Raw genomic sequence first — 18,998 nt, forward strand, 5'->3', positions numbered from 1 at the left:
ATTCCGACCGGGAGCTCGGAATGCACAGGAAGATCAGCCGGCGCGACTTCATGGACGGCATGGCGGTCGCGGTCGGCGGCGCGGTGGCGGCGGGCGCCCTCTCCGGCTGCTCGGCGGGCTCCTACGGCGGCATCCACAACAAGGTCGTGACCCCGCCGGACGGCTGGACGTACGCGGGCGCGGGCAACAAGTCCTACCCGCCCGCGATGACCGGGCTCCGCGGCAGCGTGAACCCGGCGCTGCGCGTGCCGCACGAGCTGCGCGACGGCATCTACTGGGCGGGCAGCAAGCCCGTCGAGGACACCGGCGAGCGGTACGACCTCATCGTCGTCGGCGCGGGCATCAGCGGCCTGTCGGCCGCGCACTTCTTCAAGCAGAGGAAGCCGGACGCCAAGATCCTCATCCTGGACAACCACGACGACTTCGGCGGTCACGCGCGCCGCAACGAGTTCCGTCCGAACGGGAACCTGCTGGTCGGGTACGGGGGTTCGCAGTCGATCGAGGGCCCGTCGGTGTGGAGCCCGCAGGCGAAGAAGCTGCTGGCCGACCTCGGCGTCCAGTTGCAGAAGTTCGACAGGTACTACAACCAGAACTTCAACAAGCAGTGGAAGCTGAACGACTCGGAGTTCTTCACCCGCGACCTGTTCAGCGGCGACCACCTCGCCGTCATGCAGGACGACACGCAGACGGCGCGGACCCTCGCGAACGCCCCGATGAGCGCGGAGTCCAAGGCCGCCTTCCTCACGTTGCAGGACAAGCCCGGCGACTACCTGCCGGGGATGAGCGACGAGCAGAAGAAGCTCAAGCTCGTCGACCTCACCTACCGGCAGTACCTCCGGGACTACGCCAAGATGCCGGAGGAGGTCCTCAACTACCTCCAGACCTACACCAGCGACGAGTGGGGTTTCGGCATCGACGCGTTCGGTGCGATCGACGCGTGGGCGGAGGACTATCCCGGCTTCGGCGGCCTGAAGCTGAACCGGTCGAAGGAGCCTTACAAGTACTGCGGTCCCACGATCCAGATCCAGTGGAACGAGGACGACCCGTACATCTACCACTTCCCGGACGGCAACAACGGGATCTGCAAGCTGCTCATCGGCCAGCTCATCCCGAACACCGGCGCTCCGCAGAACATGGACGCCGAGCCGCTCGCGCGCATCGACTACAGCAAGCTGGACGTGGCGGGCAACGACGTCCGGCTGCGCCTCAGCTCGCCGTGCGTGCGAGTGCAGCACAAGGGCGGCGACATCGACGCGGGCGAGGTGGAGGTCGACTTCGACCGCGACGGCAAGGTGTGCCGCGCCCGCGCGAGCAACGTGGTCATGGCCTGCTACAACACGATGATCCCGTATCTCATGCAGGACCTGCCCTCGGACCAGAAGCAGAACCTCTTCTACGGCACGAAGCTGCCGGTCGTGTACGCGATGGTGCAGCTGCGCAACTGGGAGGCGTGGGAGAGGCTCCGGATCTACCACACGCGCTTCACCAGCGGCGACTGGGTGGTCGCCGAGCTGGACTACCCCGTCAGCTTCCCCGGCTACCAGTTCTCCAAGGACCCGTCCCAGCCGATCCTCGTGCACATGATCCGGATGGCGACCGCGCCGGGCGACAACCCGCGCGGCGGCGTCGGCCCGGGCCGCCGCGACCTGTTCGCTCGCCCGTTCTCGTCCTTCGAGCGGACGATTCGCGACCAGCTCACCCGGCTGCTCAGCGGCGGCGGTTTCGACCCGGCCAAGGACATCCAGGCCATCACGGTCAACCGCTGGGGACACGGCTACGCGCTGGAGTACGGCCGTCCGTGGGCGCCGTTCTGGCCGGACGGCCCGCTGCCGTCCGTGCTGGGACGCACGCCGTTCGGACGCGTCACCATCGCGAACTCCGACTCGCAGAACCGCGCCTACGCCGACGCCGCGATCGACGCGGCCTGGCGCGCCGTCAGCGAACTGGGCTGACACCCGCATGACGAGAACGGCCGGTGACGCACCCCGCGTCACCGGCCGCTCTCGCGAGTCCTAAGAACGCTCCCAGCGGACGGACGACAGCGCCAGCAACGCCACGTGCAACGACACGCACGACTCCACGTCGTCGAGGTCGGCGTCCAGGACGCGCTCGATGCGCCGCAGCCGCTCGTAGAACGCCGGACGCGACAGGTGGGCGCGCTGCGCCGCGACCGCCTTGTTGCGCCCGCACTCCAGGTACAGCTCCAGGATGCGGGTGAGGTCGCTGCCCTTCTGGGCGTCGTACGACAGGATCGGCCCGAGCTCGCGCTCGACGAACGTCTGGAGGCGCGCGTCGTCCCGCATGAGGTGCAGCAGGCCGCGCAGCCGCAGGTCGGGCAGCCGGTAGAAGAGCCGCGCCGGGCTGGAGGACGAGCGGGCGGCGACGTCGGCGACCTGCTCGGCCTCCAGGAACGACCGCCGGACGTCCCGGATCGACTCGACCACCGACCCGGCCGCCATCACGTAGTCGGTGCCGGAGTGCTTGCGGATGCGGGTGGCCGTGTCGTTCAGCGCGGTCTCGGCGTCGGCGCGCGCGGGCAGCGAGGCGAGCACGCCGACGCGGGCGTGCGGGCCGCCCTCGTCGAGGACGCTGACCAGCGCGGCGAGCCGGGCCTCCTTGCACGCGGCGGCGGCGGTCTCGGCGAGTTCGGCCAGCTCGCCGGTGACGATCGGCGCGGTGGGCGCGGGGGAGGTGCGGGGCCGCAGGACGACGCCGAGGAGGCGGCGCCCGGACAGCGGCACGCCCAGCGCGCGGGCGCGCGCGGCGGCCTCCTGCGGGTCGGAATAGGAGTGCGCGAGGATGCGGGCGATGATCGTCCGGTGCGCCTGCCGCTCCACCGACTCGGCGTGCCGGTCGAGCAGCCGGCCGAGCGCGAGCGTGGTGGCGGCGCGCTCGATGAGCACGGTCTCGCGCGGGGTGGGCGGGCGGCCGAGGGTGATGATGAGCCGACCCCAGTCCTCGCCGCGCGCGCCGACCGTCGTGACCAGCCACCCGGACGCGTCGTCGAAGGCGGTGCGGTTGCGCGGCCGGACGGCCCGCGACCGGGTCTCCCACGCCGACAGCAGCTCGGCCGGGTCGCGGGGACCGGAGTCCATCGCGAGCACCTGGTGGGCGAGGTTCTCCAGCACGACCGAGTGCCCGCAGAGCGCGACGACCTGCCGGACGACCTCCTCGGTGGACGCGCCCTCCACCGACAGCTGGGTGAAGATCTCGTGGAGCTGCTCGGAGGCGCGCAGCTCGGCGAACTGGTCCTGGAGGATGCGGGCGTGGACGGACTCGGTGATGTCCACGAACGCGGGCTCGTGCGCGAGCACGACGACGGGCAGGCCGTGCTCCTCGGCGGCGGCGAGCAGCGGGCCGGGCAGCGCGGCGGCGTACCGGCGGCCCAGCTCGACCATCAGGCCGGACACGCCGACCTCGGCCAGCTCGGCGATGTAGACGCGCAGCCGGTCCGGCTCGTCCGGGAGGGCGATGCCGGTGGTGAGCACCAGCTCGCCGCCGTGCAGCAGGTGCGCGATGTCGGCGACCTCGGCGACGTGCACCCAGCGCACGCGGTTGCCGAGGCGGTCGGCGCCGGCGACCACTCGGGGCTGCCCGCGGCGGACCGCCTCGAGCTGGAGGACGTCGGCGACGGTGGGAAGCATCGAGCACGATGGTAGCCGACACAGTGTCAGGACGATCCGGCCGGTCACTTACAGCCTGTAGCCCGACGGTATCGGGATGACCTGCGGATTCGGTGATAGGGGCCCCTAACCGGCTGCGGATATCGTGGCGGTCGGCCCGCCACAGCGTCAATACTTTGTCCGGCATGTTGACAGAGTGCCGGTAGCAGCGCCGCCGGACCGCGACGGAGGATGAAGTCATGTCCGAACACGCCTCGCTTCTCCAGCGCCACCGCGCGGTCATGCCGTCGTGGCTCGCCCTCAACTACGCGCACCCGATCGAGCTCGTCGGCGGCAAGGGCAGCCGCGTGACCGACGCCGAGGGCAACACCTACCTGGACTTCTTCGTCGGCATCCTGACGAACATGATCGGTTACGACGTGGCCGAGGTGCGCGAGGCCGTCGAGCGGCAGCTCGCCACCGGCGTCGTCCACACCTCGACCGCCTACCTGCTGCGCGGGCAGGTCGAGCTGGCCGAGAAGATCGCCCGGCTGTCGGGCATCCCGGACGCCAAGGTCTTCTTCACCAACTCCGGCACCGAGGCGAACGAGACGGCGCTGCTGCTCGCGACCTATGCGCGCAAGACCGACCAGGTGCTCGCGATGCGGCAGAGCTACCACGGGCGGTCCTTCGGCGCCGTCGGCGTCACCTCGAACCGGGCCTGGAAGAACAACTCGTACTCGCCGCTGAACGTCCACTTCCTGCACGGCGCGGACCGGCACCTGCCCCAGTTCAGGGGCATGTCGGACGCCGAGTACACCGAGGCGTGCGTCGCCGACCTGCGGCACGTGCTCGCCACGGCGACCGGCGGCGACGTCGCCGCGCTGATCGCCGAGCCGATCCAGGGCGTCGGCGGCTTCACCGCCGCCCCCGACGGCCTGTTCGCCGCCTACAAGGAGGTGCTGGACGAGCAGGGGATCCTGTTCGTCTCCGACGAGGTGCAGACCGGCTGGGGACGCACCGGCGACAGCTTCTTCGGCATCGGCAACCACGGCGTGACGCCGGACATGATGACCTTCGCCAAGGGCCTCGGCAACGGCTTCGCCATCGGCGGCGTCGTGGCGCGCGGCGACCTGATGGACGGCCTGCACGCCGTGGGCCTGTCCACGTTCGGCGGGAACCCGGTCTCGACGGCCGCCGCCAACGCCACGCTCGACTACGTGCTGGACCACGACCTCCAGGCGAACGCCCGGCGGCAGGGGGCGACGATCATCGGCGGGCTGCGGGAGGCCGCGCCGCGCTTCCCGTTCGTCGCCGAGATCCGCGGGCGCGGCCTGATGTTCGCGATCGAGTTCACCGACCCGGAGACCGGCGCGCCGAGCCCCGAGCTGGCCACCGCGCTCATGGAGACGACGCGCGAGCGCGGCCTGCTGGTCGGCAAGGGCGGCCTGTACGGCAACACCGTCCGGATGGCCCCGCCGCTGACCCTCTCCGACGCCGAGGCCGCAGAGGGCCTCGGCATCCTGATCGACTCCCTGGAAACCGTGAACGAGGCCCGCAAGTGAGCAAGCACGTCACCCACTGGATCAACGGCAAGCCCTTCGACGGAGCCGCCGCACGGCGAGGCGAGATCTACAACCCGGCCACGGGAGAGGTGGCGGGCAGCGTCGACTTCGCCGCCGCCGCGGAGGTGGACGCGGCCGTCGCCGCCGCCGAGGCCGCCTTCCCGGGCTGGCGCGACACCTCGCTCTCCAAGCGCACGGCGATCCTGTTCCGGTTCCGCGAGCTGGTGCACGAGCACCGGGACGAGCTGGCGCGGCTGATCTCGTCCGAGCACGGCAAGGTCGTGTCGGACGCGGCGGGCGAGGTCGCGCGCGGCCTGGAGGTCGTCGAGTTCGCGTGCGGGATCCCCCACCTGCTCAAGGGCGGCTTCTCGGAGAACGTGTCGTCGCGGGTGGACGCCTACTCGATCCTCCAGCCGGTCGGCGTCTGCGCCGGGATCACGCCGTTCAACTTCCCGGCGATGGTGCCGATGTGGATGTTCCCGGTGGCGATCGCCTGCGGCAACACCTTCGTGCTCAAGCCGTCGGAGAAGGACCCGTCCGCGGCGGTGCGGCTGGCCGAGCTGTGGGCCGAGGCCGGGCTGCCGGACGGCGTGTTCAACGTCCTGCACGGCGACAAGGCGGCGGTGGACGGCCTGCTGGAGCACCCCGGCGTGAAGGCGGTCAGCTTCGTCGGCTCGACCCCGATCGCGCGGCACATCTACGAGACGGCGGCCCGCACCGGCAAGCGCGTGCAGGCGCTCGGCGGCGCGAAGAACCACATGGTCGTGCTGCCGGACGCCGACCTCGACCTCGCCGCCGACGCGGCCGTCTCGGCGGGCTTCGGCTCGGCGGGCGAGCGCTGCATGGCGATCTCGGTCGTCGTCGCGGTGGACCCGGTCGGCGACGAGCTGCTCGCGAAGATCAAGGAGCGCGTCGCCGAGCTCAGGATCGGGCCGGGGGACCACCCGGAGTCGGACATGGGCCCGCTGGTCACCAGGGCGCACCGGGACAAGGTCGCGTCCTACCTGGACGGCGGCGTCGCCCAGGGCGCGACCCTCGCGATCGACGGCCGCGAGACGCCGGTGCTCGGCGGCGGCGCGGACGGCTTCTGGCTCGGCCCGACCGTCCTGGACCACGTCACCCCGGAGATGGACTGCTACCGGGACGAGATCTTCGGCCCGGTGCTGTCGATCGCCCGCGTCGGCTCCTACGAGGCGGCGATGGAGCTGCTCGCGGGCAACCCCTACGGCAACGGGACCGCGATCTTCACCAACGACGGCGGGGCGGCGCGCCGCTTCCAGAACGAGGTGGAGGTCGGGATGGTCGGCATCAACGTGCCGATCCCGGTCCCGATGGCGTACTACTCCTTCGGCGGGTGGAAGGCGTCGCTGTTCGGCGACAGCCACGCCCACGGCATGGAGGGCGTCCACTTCTACACCCGCACGAAGGCGGTCACGGCCCGCTGGCTGGACCCGTCCCACGGCGGCGTGAACCTGGGCTTCCCCACCAACGGCTAGACCGCGCCCAAGCGCGACGGCTGGACCGCGCCCACGCGTAGACGGCCCCGGCACCGCTGGGGCCGTCTCCGTTTCTCGGCGCGAACGCCAGCGCGGCGGCCAGGCACGCGAACGGCAGGACGGGCATCACGTACCGGTAGTCGAAGTCGCACGAGGCGATCGGGAACACCAGCAGCGTCACCGCCGCGCCGTAGGCGAGCAGGGCCGTGCGGCCCCGGCGCAGCACCGCGAAGGCGCCCACCACGAAGATCACGCCGAGGACCGGTCCGGGCAGGTAGACGTGCTTCTGGTAGGCGATCATGCGCTTCGCCTCGGGCAGGTTCACCCGGCTCGGGGTGCCGTCGTCGGTGTAGGTGAGGATGTCGCCGAGGGCCGTCCCGCCGTGCCCGCTCCAGCCGCGCCCGCCGGGGAAGATCTGCGGACGGTCCGGGAAGTGGTACAGCATCTCGGTCGTGTCGTTCGGGTACGGCCGCCGCCTGTTCTCGAACGTGTAGCCGATGCCTCGCGCGACGTCGCCGGCGTACGCGCGCGGCTGCGCGAGGATCGCGCGGATCGCGAAGTCGCGGAGGGTCTTGTTGGCCTCGGGCGTAGCGACGGTCCGCCAGCGTTTGCGCGGCGGGATCGTGCTGATCCAGTCGAGCCGTCCGGGCGGGATGCGCTGGGCCTGGACGCGCTTGGGCAGGCACAGGTCCCGCTCGTGCGCGGGCGGGCGGATCTTCGAGCAGGCCGCCCAGTTCGCCGTCCGGCCCCACAGGAAGATCCCGTCGCTGCTGGTCAGCGCGAACGTGCCGTTGACCTGCTGGAACCAGAGCGCGTAGGAGAGCAGCGGGACGGCCGCCGCCGTCCCGAACGCCACCGCCGTCCGCCAGCCGCCGCGCCACAGCAGCAGCCCGAGCAGCAGGACGGGCACCAGCGGCGCACCCGCCGACCGGACGATCGTCGCGGCGCTGAGCAGGGCGCCCGCCGCCACGGCCTGCCTCCAGCCGGGCCTCGCGCGGTCCGGGCCGAGCGGCCGCCAGAGCAGCACGGTCATCCCGGCTGTCAGGAGGAACGTGAACAGCGCCTCCGACATGAACAGGTGCTCCAGTTCGATCTGGTAGCCGTCGAAGAGCACCGGCAGCGCCGTCAGGACGGCGGCCCAGCCGGGCAGCCGGGCGCGCCGCACCAGGGCGTACAGCATGACCGCGACCGCGATCCCCATGACGTGCTGGAGGAACACGACCAGGTAGAGGCTGTGCGCCGGCCGGAGCAGCCACAGCAGCATCGAGTAGCCGGTGGTCCTGGTCGGGGACGGGCGCGGGTTCAGCGCGTGCCCGATGTAGAAGTAGGAGTCCCCGGTGAACCACAGGCCGGACGGATAGGCGCGCAGGGTCGTCCAGCGCAGGGCGATCGCGCCCGCCAGCGCGATGAGGAACAGCGCGTGCGGACGCAGCCGGTCCCGCGCGGCGGTGACCGCGCGCGGCGCGGACACTCGGCGAGGAATCGCCCAGATAGCTTGAAAATTCGCGAATTGCCCACCGGCGGAGCGGCGGCCGCGAGCGGTGTCGTCGGTCACAGGAGCGCCCACGCTAGGGGAGCGGGGTGTCGCCGGGGTGAACGCAGCGCAGCACCGGGTGAGCGGCGTCCGCCGGATCGGCGAAGCCCCAGGTCCCCGGGGCGGGACTTTCTGCCGCCCGGATGTTTCCGTCGTCAATTTTCGCCATTCGGCGTTCGACAAATAATAGCTACAAGTATTGACTGGCCCTGTGACGGGGGACACAATCTGAACTGTCCCAATTAATGGGGCGGAATTGAAAAAGGTCATGGCCCCACAGGCGCGTCCGGAGTCCGGATCCGCGCCGGCAGGAAGGTCACCCGATGACTGACGAGCACGCAGCGGAGGTCGAGGCGCTTTCCCGGCGCTTTCCGGGCTGGACCTTCTGGTTCGGCCTGTTCACCGGCCACTGGTGGGCGCTCCCGCCGCGGACGCTGGACACCGGGTGCTTCGTGGAGGCCGAGACCCCGCGCAGGCTCATCGCACGGATCGAGGTGATCCAACACAACGATCGCAGGCAGAACCCGCGTACGGACGGCCCCCGGCCGTCCCGCGACCTCCGGCGGGACGCGCGGCGTCCCTCGAATCTCCTCCGTCTCGAGGGCGTCACACCGTCGCCGCCTCGCCGGGGACCGGTGACCGCGTGGCCAGGCAGCACTGCAAGGTGATCCGCTGTTCCCCAACCTCGCCACGCCATCACCGGTGCCGCCGCGGCCCGGACGAACGGCAGTAGCCCGCGCCATATCCCTCTCCAGCAACCTCCGTGTGTGGCGCGGACGCCAGCACCCACTGCCGCCCGGGTCGCGGCGGTTTCCTTTCTTCCGAACCGCCCCTTAATGGCGCGCATAATTGCGGGATTATGCGCGCCCGCGCCTTCGCCGCGAGTGCGCCGCGGGGCACCGCGCGGACGTTCCGACGTAATGGTCGTCCAGCGGCCGCCGATGCGGCGGTAAAGTTTCCCCGACGGCGGACGGGGAGCGGGAGCGACATGCTGCGGTGGACCGGTGCGGGGCGCGCAGACCGGCGGGACGGGCGACGGGCCGGACGGCCCCTTCGGCGGGAATCCGGGTCGCCCTTCCGGCGGCGCGCCGGGTGGCCCCTTCGGCGGAACGCCGGACGGCGGCTCACGGCCGCCGCGGCGACGGCGGGCCTCGCCGCCTCGATGCTCGCGGCGTGCAGCGGCGAGTCCCACGAGACCGGCACGGTCCGGATGGCGACCGCGCTCGGCAAGGGCGAGGGCTCGCTGAACCTGGTCACCATGCCCGGCCAGATGGAGAACGGCGGCAGCGACCCGCGCGTCGACTGGATCACCCCGTTCGAGGAGCGCACCGGCTGCAAGGTCGGCTGGCGCGTCGTCCGCACCCCGCAGGACGTCCGCGAGCTCATGCACAACAAGGGCCGCCGCTACGACGGCGTCGCCGCCCCGCCGGAGGTCGCCGGGCAGCTCGTCGCCGACGCCGACGTCGCCCCCGTCAACCCCGACCTGGTGGACGGCTACCGCAAGCTGGAGCCGAAGCTGCGCACCCTGGTGCACGGCAAGGACGGCAAGGCCTACGCCGTCCCGTTCACCTGGGGCTTCAACCTGATCACCTACGACACCCGGCAGGTGCAGGCGCCGACCGGGTGGGGCGCGCTCTTCGACCCCGACCAGGTGCGCCGCTACCAGGGCAAGGTCGTCATGCGCGACTCGCCGCTGACCATCTCCGACGCCGCCCTGTACCTGCGGTCGCACCAGCGCGCGCTCAAGATCCGCGACCCGTACTCGCTGACGCCCAAGCAGCTCGACGCCGCCGTGGCGCTGCTGAAGCGGCAGCGTCCCTACGTCGCGCAGTACTGGAGCCAGGCGTCGGACGCGGTCGGCATGTTCGCCGGCGGCCAGCCCGACCTGAAGGGCGCGGTGACCAACGCCGTCCTCGGCGAGACCTGGCCCTACCAGGTGGACGTGCTGACCCGCGCGGGCCGTCCGGTGCAGGGCGTCGCGCCGTCCGACGGGGTGTCCGGGTGGATGACCGGCTGGATGATCGGCGCCCGCGCCGAGCACCCGAACTGCATGTACCAGTGGCTCCAGTGGACGGCCTCGCCGGACGTCCAGCAGCAGGTGGCCGAGTGGAACGGCGTCGCGCCCGCCAACCCACAGGCGTGCTCGGGCGACCGGCTCAAGCAGGCGTTCTGCGACGCCTACCACGTGGGCGACCGGGAGTTCATCGACAAGGTCCTGTTCGCGCACACCCCCGCGAAGGCGTGCGCGAAGGGCGGCGGCGACGGCGGCGGGACGACCTGCACCGACTACGCCGAGTGGGCGCGGCGCTGGAACGAGGTCCTCGCCGCGAAGGCGTAGCGCGCCGCGCGACGGATGATCCCGGCGGCGGCCTGGACGTCAACGGAAGGTGACCGGTCCGGGGCGGTGACGGGAGGGGCGGCGCGCCCGACCGCCCCCAGCCGGGCGCGCCCTCTGGGTGGCCCCGGATCTCCCCCCGAATCTCCGGGTCACCCTCCTGGAGAGAACTCCAGTGGTGAGGCGGCCTACTGGAAGGCCGCCGCTGCCGCCGACGCCGGCTCCACCGCCGGTCCTTCGGCGTCCGTGCCCCGCTCCCTCGCGTTCCGCGGCATCCTCGGCCGCCCTCGCGGCACGGGCAGCACGGGCGCGCAGTCGTCGCACGCCACCACCTCCCGGCCGTCCGGCAGGCGACCGACGCGCACGCGCGGACGCGGCCACCTCTTGTGGCAGACGACGCAAGCGTCGCCCTCGCGTTGCGCGGCGCTCAGCGCGCTGGGATCGAACCTCAGCTCGCCCTGCGGAACCATTGCCATTCCCCCCGTGGCGGGAGTCGGGATCACACTTCCAGTTATAGATCGCCGATTGTGTGCTACCAGCTACGGACGGTGCAAGTACCGGCAAAGCATCGGTGCGACGATCTCCCGCGGGGCCGTGTCGGGGCCGCGGGCCGGCGGCGCTGTCGGGTAAGGCCGGTGTGCCCCGCCCAGCGCGTCCGAACCGCGTCGGGGGACCGGGGAAATCCGGAACCAGGCGCGCACGCCACACAAGCGCCGCGCGCACGCCCCGCGCGCTGTAAGGGGCGTCCGCGCGCGCTGTGGGGACGCCGCGTGCGCTGTCGGGACGCTGCGCGCGTCGTGGGCACGCCGTGCGCGCGTCGTGGGCACGCCGTGCGCGCGCCGTGGGCATGCCGCGCGCTTGCCGCGCGCTGTGCGGACGCCGTGCGGGCCGCGCGCTGTGGGCACGCCGCGGGCCGCGCGCTGTGGGCACGCCGTGCGGGCCGCGCGCTGTGGGCACGCCGTGCGGGCCGCGCGCTGTGGGCACGCCGTGCGGGCCGTGCGCTGTGGGGGCGCCGTGCGCCCGCCGCGCGGTGTGGGGGCGCCGCGCGCGCCGTGGGCACGCTGCGCGCCGTGGGGACGCCGTGCGCCCGCCGTGCGCTGTGGGGGCGCCGTGCGGGCCGTGCGCTGTGGGGGCGCCGCGCGGACGCCGCGCGCTGTGGGGAGGGCGCGCGGACGCCGTGCGCGCTTGTGGGGACGTCGGGCGGGCGGGCGGCGGGTTCGGCTCGTTCGCGCCCGCGTCCGGCGGTTCGATCGGCGCCGGGCGCGGGCGCGTGGACGTTCGTGACGCCGCCGGACCTCAGGAGGACTGGGCGGTGTTGTACAGGTTCTGCGCGTCGGTCCCGAAATACGGGCCGAACATGTAGTTGGGCAGGAAGTTGTACTTGAAGCTGTTCACCGAGTTCTGCACGCCGGTGCCGGTCGACTCGCTGAAGTTCAGGAACCACGGGCCGCCGCTCGCGCCGCCGGTCTGGTTGCAGCCGATGCCCTGGTCGTTGCTGGTCAGGAAGTCGTTGATGACCGCGCCGGAGCAGTAGATCAGCTTCGTCCCGTCGTAGGGCGCCGCCGCCGGGTACCCGAAGGCGTACATGACCTGGCCGCGCGCCTGGTTGAAGGCGATGCCCTGGCCGCCGACGACGTCGGTGAGCGCCTGGCCGTTCAGCGGGGCGACGACGGCCGCGCCGACGTCGTAGTTGATGTCCTCGCTGGCCGTCCACTGCGGGGTGGACAGCGTCTTCGCGGCGGCCCAGGTGCCGAAGGGCGCGTTGCCGTTGCTGTAGCCCGGCACGAAGACCCAGTCGGTGTGCCAGGTGCCGCTCAGCTTGACGCAGTGCCCGGCGGTGATCACGACGCTCTTGTTCTTGCTCGTGATCGCGTCGCCCGAGCAGGAGTGCGTGCCGCCCTGGTAGGTGAAGAAAACCCGTCCGGCGGTCCTGGTGATCGCGCCGCCGCCGGTCCAGGCCGAGCCGCCGTTCGGCTGCGAGTACTGGATCACCGCGGGCAGGCCCCGCCTGACCTGCTCGGGCGTGGCCTTGCGCGAGCTGGTCAGGGTGTCCATCGGGACGGCCGACCGCATCCGCTGGGGCGTCCAGAACCGCAGCAGGTCCTGCTGCGCGGCGCCGCTGGTGGCCTGCGGGTGGACGACCGGCGCGGTGGGCCCCGGATCGAGCGGCGCCGTGGGGCCGGGGTCGAGGGGCGCGGTCGGCCCGGGATCGCGGGGGGCGGTGGGGGCGGGATCGGCGAGCGCGGTGCCCGCGGCGAGCGGGACGAGGGCGGCGGCGCCGAGCACCGTGAGGAGGATGCGGCGGGGCGTGGGGCGGTGAGGGATGCTTCCCATCGGGTCTCCTCGAGTCGGGGGGTGGAGACGGGGACGCGGTGGAAGCCCGCCTGCGGACGGTATGCCGGGCGCGCTGACGGGGGTACTGGCATATCTCGACAAACCTGGTCAAAGGCGACCAGCGGGTTTCCGCGTTCCGCCTCGTGGCGGGCCCGTGCGGGTTCCGTGCGGGCGCGCCCCGGCGTGGCCGGTCATGGCCGACAATGGGACGGTGACTGGAACCGCGAACGGAAACCCGGCCGAGACCCGGAACCCGGCCGAGACCCGGAACCCGGCCGAAGGCCCCGGCGGCGCGCACCCCCGCGAGGTGGCCGTGCTCGGCTCCACCGGGTCGATCGGCACGCAGGCGCTCGACGTGATCCGCCGCAACCCGGGACGGTTCCGGGTGACCGCCCTCGCGGCGGGCGGCGGCCGGGTGGACCTGCTCGCCGAGCAGGCCCTGGAGTTCCGTCCGGACGTGGTGGCCGTCGCGCGGGCGTCCGCCGCGCAGGACCTCCAGCTCGCCTTCTACGCCGAGGCGAGCAAGCGCGGCTACAGCTCGGGCGACTACCCCATCCCGAAGATCGTCGCCGGGCCGGACGCGGTCGCCGAGGTGGCCGCGCTGCCCTGCGACGTGGTGCTGAACGGCGTGACCGGCGCGCTCGGCCTCGCCTCCACGCTCGCCGCCCTCGACGCGGGCCGCACCCTCGCGCTCGCCAACAAGGAGTCGCTGATCGTCGGCGGGCCGCTGGTGAAGCGGCGGGCCCGGCCCGGCCAGATCGTCCCGGTCGACTCCGAGCACTCGGCGCTCGCGCAGTGCCTGCGCGGCGGCAGCGCCGCGGAGGTGCGGCGGCTGGTCCTGACCGCGAGCGGCGGGCCGTTCCGCGGGCGCACCCGCGCCGAGCTGGCCGGCGTCACCGTCGAGGAGGCGCTGAACCACCCCACCTGGGACATGGGCCCGGTCGTCACGATCAACTCGGCGACGCTGGTGAACAAGGCCCTGGAGGTCATCGAGGCGCACCTGCTGTTCGACGTGCCGATGGACCGGATCGAGGTGATGGTCCACCCGCAGTCCTACCTGCACTCCATGGTCGAGTTCGTGGACGGCTCGACCCTCGCCCAGGCCAGCCCGCCCGACATGCGGCTGCCGATCGCGCTCGGCCTCGACTGGCCGGACCGCGTCCCGGACGCCGCGCCCGGCGTGGACTGGACCCGCGCGCACACCTGGGAGCTGTTCCCGCTCGACGACGAGGCGTTCCCGGCCGTCCGGCTGGCCCGGCACGTCGGGACCGAGGGCGGCACGTACCCGGCGGTGTTCAACGCGGCGAACGAGGAGTGCGTTGACGCCTTCCGGGCGGGAACGCTGCCGTTCCCGGGGATAGTCGACACGGTCGCGCGGGTAGTGGATGAGCACGCGGCCCGCGCCGCCGCACCGGCGGACCCGACGGTCGAGGACGTCCTCGCCGCCGACGCGTGGGCCAGGGAGCGCGCCCGCGCGCTGACCGAGACCGGCTGACCGGGGGAGCGGCCCCCGGCGGCGCGACCGCCCGAAGGGGGCCCCGCGGATGGCGTTTCTCCTCGGCGCCGTGGCCTTCGTCGTAGCGCTGCTGGTGTCGGTCATGCTGCACGAGGGCGGGCACCTGCTGACCGCCAAGCGGTTCGGCATGAAGGCCGTCCAGTACTTCGTCGGTTTCGGGCCGACGGTCTGGTCGCGGACCCGCGGCGAGACCGAGTACGGCGTGAAGGCGCTGCCGTTCGGCGGGTTCGTCAAGATCGTCGGCTACACGCCGCTGGAGGAGATCGCCGAGGAGGACCGCGAGCGCGCCTTCTACCGGCAGCCCGCCGGGCGGCGGGCGGTCGTGATCGGCGCGGGCGTGGTGGCGAACTTCGTGTTCGCGTTCCTGCTGCTCGCGGTGACGGCGATGACGATCGGGGAGCTGCACCCCGGCACGCCGAGCACGACCGTCCAGAAGGTCGGCGACTGCGTCCCGGCGGGCTCGTCGGCGTCGTGCGCGGGGCGTCCGGTGTCGCCCGCGAAGGCGTCCGGGATCCGGCCGGGCGACCGGATCGTCTCGTTCGCGGGCACGCCGGTCGCCGGCTGGGCCGACTTCCGGACGGCGATCGACCGGACGAAGCCGGGCCAGGCCGTCCCGATGGTCGTCCGGCGCGACGGGACCGACCGGACGCTGCGGATCACGCTCGCCGACGTGGGCGGCGCGTCCTTCGTCGGTGTCTCGTCCAAGGTCGTCGGCCGCTCCTACGAGCGCAGGGGACCGGTCGGCGCGGCCGGATACGCGGGCCGGACGCTCGGCCAGATGGTCAAGGGCGTCGGGAAGGTCGCGGCCGACCTGCCCAAGGCGCTGCCCAAGCTGTTCTCGCCGGACCGGGCGAACTCGCCCGGCGGCCAGGTCGGCAGCGTGGTCGGCGCGACGGAGGTGTCCGGGCAGATCTTCTCCTCGCACGCCACCGCGCGGGACAAGACGTTCCTGTTCCTCCAGCTCGTCGTGTCGGTCAACGTCTTCCTCGGCGCGCTGAACGTGCTGCCGCTGCTGCCCCTGGACGGCGGCCACCTCGCGGTCGTGGTCTACGAGCGGGCGCGGGCGCGGATCGCGCGGCTGAAGGGACGGCCCGACCCCGGGACCGTCGATATGACCAAGCTCATGCCGCTCACCTACTTCGCCGTGCTGGTGCTGGTGGGGCTCGGGGTGCTCCTGATCGTCGCGGACCTGTTCAATCCCCTCCAGATACCGGGATGACACCGGATCGCTACAAAGAGTCACCGAGTTCGACACCCGTCCGCGTCACGCCACCCGCCGGGTGCGCTTAGGGTTGGGTGGGCGAGAGCGTTAGGGAGTGGGATGAGCGTTTCACTGGGTATTCCGACGGTCCGGGGTGGCGACCGGGAGTCCGGGGTGGTCTGGCCGCTGGGCGAACGGCGCAAGTCCCGTCAGATCATGGTCGGCGACGTGCCGGTGGGCGGCGACGCCCCGGTGTCGGTGCAGTCCATGACCACCACCCTGACCGCCGACGTCAACAGCACGCTGCAGCAGATCGCGGAGCTGACCGCGTCCGGCTGCCAGATCGTCCGGGTGGCGGTGCCCTCCCAGGACGACGCCGAGGCGCTGCCCGCGATCGCCCGCAAGTCGCCGATCCCCGTGATCGCCGACATTCACTTCCAGCCGAAGTACGTGTTCGCGGCGATCGACGCCGGATGCGCGGCGGTGCGGGTGAACCCGGGCAACATCAAGAAGTTCGACGACAAGGTCGGCGAGATCGCGCGCGCCGCCAAGGACGCGGGCGTCCCGATCCGGATCGGCGTGAACGCCGGCTCCCTGGACAAGCGGCTCCTGGAGAAGTACGGCAAGGCCACCCCCGAGGCGCTGGTCGAGTCCGCGCTGTGGGAGTGCTCGCTGTTCGAGGAGCACGACTTCCGGGACATCAAGATCTCGGTGAAGCACAACGACCCGGTCGTGATGATCGAGGCGTACCGGCAGCTCGCCGCCGCCTGCGACTACCCGCTGCACCTCGGCGTGACCGAGGCCGGTCCGGCGTTCCAGGGCACGGTGAAGTCGTCGGTGGCGTTCGGCGCGCTGCTCGCGCAGGGCATCGGCGACACGATCCGCGTCTCGCTGTCCGCCCCTCCGGTCGAGGAGGTCAAGGTCGGCACGCAGATCCTGGAGTCGCTGGGACTGCGGCAGCGCGGCCTGGAGATCGTCTCCTGCCCGTCCTGCGGGCGCGCGCAGGTGGACGTCTACACCCTCGCCGAGGAGGTCACCGCCGGGCTGAAGGACTTCCCCGTCCCGCTGCGGGTGGCGGTCATGGGTTGCGTCGTGAACGGCCCGGGCGAGGCCCGCGAGGCCGACCTCGGCGTCGCGTCCGGCAACGGCAAGGGGCAGATCTTCGTCAAGGGCCAGGTCGTCAAGACCGTCCCGGAGGCGCAGATCGTCGAGACGCTCATCGAGGAGGCGATGCGCATCGCCGAGGAGATGGGATTCGAGATCAACGAAGACGGCACGGTGAGCGGCGGGGACGGCACGGTGAGCGGCGGCGGCGTCGGCGGCGCCACGGTCACCGTCAGCTGACGCTTCTGCTCTCGCCGCGGTAGGCGTACCGCTCCTCAGGCCCTCGGGGTGACCCGGGGGCCTTCGCCATGCCCTGGAAGGGGGATTCTTACCTTTCGCTCATCTAAGTGGCAAAAGTTACAGCTGAGCAACTATGTAGCAACGATCGACGTCAACGGACTATCTCGGTGACCACGGCGATCGCCAATATTTCGGGCGAATCACCGTGAACCGGGCTCACTCGAGGGCCCGGTGTGGAGGAGTGGTCTGTGAAGAGACTCGTCATCGTGGCCGCGACGGCCGGCCTGGGGGTCACCGCCCTCGGCGCCACCGCCGCCTCGGCCGCCGCGGACTCCGCCGACGCCTACAAGGTGTCCGCGGTCAAGTGGCACGCCTGCCCCACCGACTTCGTCAAGACCGTGGCGGCCAACTACGACCCGATCTTCCCGGTCTCGAAGATCGTGCAGTGCGGCTACCTCCAGGTCCCGCTGGACTACGCCAAGCCGAACGGCAAGAAGATCAGCCTGTTCGTGACCCGCACGCCGCACACGGGCAAGGGCAAGGCCAAGGGCCAGATCGTCGTCAACCCGGGTGGCCCGGGCGGCGCCGGCGGCATCTTCGGCCCGCGCGTCTTCGCGCAGAACTCCCCGGCGATGCGCGCCGCCTACGACGTCATCGGGTTCGACCCGCGCGGCGTCGGGGCGAGCAAGCCGGCGCTGAGCTGCGACACCAGCTACGGCCACGAGCCGCGCCCGGACTACGGCACCGGTGACGCCAAGTCGGAGAAGATCTGGCTCAAGCGCACCTACGCCTACGACGCCGCGTGCAAGAAGGCCGACAAGATCGGCCTGCTCAAGCACATCCACACCACCGACTCGGCGCGTGACCTCAACACGATCCGCCGGGCGCTGGGGAACAAGAAGCTCGACTACTACGGCGCGTCCTACGGCACCTACCTGGGCTCGGTCTACGCGACCCTGTTCCCGACCAAGGTGAACCGCATGGTCCTGGACGGCGTCGTCGGCCCGTCCGGCGTCTGGTACAAGGCCAACCTGGACCAGGACGTCGCGTTCAACACGAACATGGAGTACTACTTCGGCTGGGTGGCCAAGTACGACTCCGTGTACCACCTGGGCAAGACCCAGAAGGAGGTCCGCTCCTTCTTCTACGGTCTGCGCGCCAAGCTCGCCAAGAAGCCGATCTACTCGGCGGACAAGAGCGCGGCCGTGTCGTCGGCGAACCTGACCGACGTCATCCAGAACGCCGGCTACCGCCGCAGCCAGTCCATGTGGCACGGCATGGCGTCCGGCCTGGCGGCGTACAAGAAGGGCGACATCGCCACCTTCGTCGACACCTTCGGCGGCCCGACCAACGCGCCGGTGGACGACAACAACTTCGCGGTCTACAACGCCGTCCAGTGCACGGACACCCAGTGGCCGACGAGCTGGAAGAAGTGGCACAACGACAACGTCCGGGTGAACAAGAAGGCTCCCTTCCTGACCTGGGGGAACGTCTGGTTCAACTCGCCGTGCCTCGGCTGGCCCGCGAAGGCCGCCAAGCCGGTCGACGTCGGCGCGGTCAAGAACCTGCCGAAGAACATCCTGATGTTCGAGGCGACCGCCGACGCCGCGACCCCGTACCAGGGCGCGCTGGACATGCAGCGCCGCCTGAAGGGCTCGCACCTGGTCGTGCAGGACGGCGACCGCACGCACTGCATCGTGCACCGCGGCTCGTCGGCCGTGGACGCCTACTTCGACGCGTACTTCCTCAACGGCAAGCTGCCGTCGAAGCGCACCGTCCACGTCCCGCAGCTGGGCGACCCGACCCCGCCGGCCGGGCTCCGCAGCGCCGCGGTGGGCGGCCTGCTGAACGACGTCATCAAGTAGGCGTCATCAAGTAGGCGTCACCAGGTAGGCGTCACCAAGCGTGACCCGCGTGGGCGTCGCCGATCGGGCGACGTCCGCGCGACGGGCCCCGTCTCTCCGGAGGCGGGGCCCGGTCGCATTTCGGACGGGTCCAAACCGTTCATTCGGCACGAAATCCCTGCGCGGCGGCGGTCTCGATCGGATCACGGCGCGGCCTCGGAGTCACT

The 18,998-nt window shown here is 71.8% G+C and carries 11 protein-coding genes; 8 read left to right on the top strand and 3 right to left on the bottom strand.

Going from position 1 to position 18,998, the window contains the following annotated elements; all coding sequences use genetic code 11:
* Positions 1-20: 20 nt before the first annotated feature.
* Positions 21-1,952 carry an NAD(P)/FAD-dependent oxidoreductase gene (locus ACFPCY_RS03220; protein WP_378252027.1) on the top strand — a complete coding sequence of 644 codons (1,932 nt, stop codon included), beginning with the start codon at positions 21-23 and terminating at the stop codon, positions 1,950-1,952.
* A 60-nt stretch (positions 1,953-2,012) separates the two neighbouring features.
* On the opposite strand, the gene ACFPCY_RS03225 is transcribed toward ACFPCY_RS03220, so the two are convergent.
* Complete coding sequence (locus tag ACFPCY_RS03225; RefSeq protein ID WP_378252028.1) at positions 2,013-3,644, bottom strand: PucR family transcriptional regulator; 1,632 nt, start codon at positions 3,642-3,644, stop codon at positions 2,013-2,015.
* 218 nt (positions 3,645-3,862) lie between these two features.
* On the opposite strand from ACFPCY_RS03225, the gene ACFPCY_RS03230 reads away from it, so the two are divergent.
* Together ACFPCY_RS03230 and ACFPCY_RS03235 are read left to right on the top strand one after the other, a co-directional pair.
* Positions 3,863-5,167, top strand: a complete 1,305-nt coding sequence (locus tag ACFPCY_RS03230; RefSeq protein ID WP_378252029.1) for an aspartate aminotransferase family protein — start codon at positions 3,863-3,865, stop codon at positions 5,165-5,167.
* Complete coding sequence (locus tag ACFPCY_RS03235) at positions 5,164-6,663, top strand: CoA-acylating methylmalonate-semialdehyde dehydrogenase (protein ID WP_378252030.1); 1,500 nt, start codon at positions 5,164-5,166, stop codon at positions 6,661-6,663. Before ACFPCY_RS03230 ends, ACFPCY_RS03235 begins: the two co-directional genes overlap by 4 nt.
* Here ACFPCY_RS03235 and ACFPCY_RS03240 read toward each other — a convergent pair.
* Positions 6,599-8,134, bottom strand: a complete 1,536-nt coding sequence (locus ACFPCY_RS03240; RefSeq protein WP_378252031.1) for a phospholipid carrier-dependent glycosyltransferase — start codon at positions 8,132-8,134, stop codon at positions 6,599-6,601. The two genes, ACFPCY_RS03235 and ACFPCY_RS03240, sit on opposite strands and share 65 nt — an antisense overlap.
* A gap of 1,051 nt (positions 8,135-9,185) precedes the next feature.
* On the opposite strand from ACFPCY_RS03240, the gene ACFPCY_RS03245 reads away from it, so the two are divergent.
* Positions 9,186-10,535: an extracellular solute-binding protein gene (locus ACFPCY_RS03245; protein ID WP_378252032.1), complete on the top strand. Its 1,350-nt coding sequence runs from the start codon at positions 9,186-9,188 to the stop codon at positions 10,533-10,535.
* Between the two features lie 1,293 nt (positions 10,536-11,828).
* Here ACFPCY_RS03245 and ACFPCY_RS03250 read toward each other — a convergent pair.
* Positions 11,829-12,866, bottom strand: a complete 1,038-nt coding sequence (locus ACFPCY_RS03250) for a trypsin-like serine peptidase (protein ID WP_378252033.1) — start codon at positions 12,864-12,866, stop codon at positions 11,829-11,831.
* A 307-nt stretch (positions 12,867-13,173) separates the two neighbouring features.
* Between ACFPCY_RS03250 and dxr the strand changes: the two genes are divergently transcribed.
* The 4 genes from dxr (at position 13,174) to ACFPCY_RS03270 (ending at position 18,792) form a co-directional block, all read left to right on the top strand.
* Positions 13,174-14,361 (top strand): 1-deoxy-D-xylulose-5-phosphate reductoisomerase, encoded by a 1,188-nt coding sequence (dxr, locus tag ACFPCY_RS03255; RefSeq protein ID WP_378252566.1) that lies wholly within the window; start codon positions 13,174-13,176, stop codon positions 14,359-14,361.
* A 70-nt stretch (positions 14,362-14,431) separates the two neighbouring features.
* Positions 14,432-15,601, top strand: coding sequence for a M50 family metallopeptidase (locus ACFPCY_RS03260; protein ID WP_378252034.1), 1,170 nt, complete (start codon positions 14,432-14,434; stop codon positions 15,599-15,601).
* Positions 15,602-15,703: 102 nt separating this feature from the next.
* Positions 15,704-16,927 carry a flavodoxin-dependent (E)-4-hydroxy-3-methylbut-2-enyl-diphosphate synthase gene (gene ispG, locus ACFPCY_RS03265; RefSeq protein ID WP_378252035.1) on the top strand — a complete coding sequence of 408 codons (1,224 nt, stop codon included), beginning with the start codon at positions 15,704-15,706 and terminating at the stop codon, positions 16,925-16,927.
* Positions 16,928-17,175: 248 nt separating this feature from the next.
* Positions 17,176-18,792: an alpha/beta hydrolase gene (locus tag ACFPCY_RS03270; protein WP_378252036.1), complete on the top strand. Its 1,617-nt coding sequence runs from the start codon at positions 17,176-17,178 to the stop codon at positions 18,790-18,792.
* Positions 18,793-18,998: the final 206 nt, after the last annotated feature.

Origin of the sequence: Actinomadura gamaensis, from assembly GCF_042652125.1 — a bacterium.
GTDB lineage: Bacteria > Actinomycetota > Actinomycetes > Streptosporangiales > Streptosporangiaceae > Spirillospora > Spirillospora gamaensis.

Coding starts and splice junctions, on each gene's coding strand:
- ACFPCY_RS03220 (WP_378252027.1), top strand. CDS start 21: ATGCACAGGAAGATCAGCCGGCGCGACTTCATGGACGGCATGGCGGTC.
- ACFPCY_RS03225 (WP_378252028.1), bottom strand. CDS start 3,644: ATGCTTCCCACCGTCGCCGACGTCCTCCAGCTCGAGGCGGTCCGCCGC.
- ACFPCY_RS03230 (WP_378252029.1), top strand. CDS start 3,863: ATGTCCGAACACGCCTCGCTTCTCCAGCGCCACCGCGCGGTCATGCCG.
- ACFPCY_RS03245 (WP_378252032.1), top strand. CDS start 9,186: ATGCTGCGGTGGACCGGTGCGGGGCGCGCAGACCGGCGGGACGGGCGA.
- ACFPCY_RS03250 (WP_378252033.1), bottom strand. CDS start 12,866: ATGGGAAGCATCCCTCACCGCCCCACGCCCCGCCGCATCCTCCTCACG.
- ispG (WP_378252035.1), top strand. CDS start 15,704: ATGAGCGTTTCACTGGGTATTCCGACGGTCCGGGGTGGCGACCGGGAG.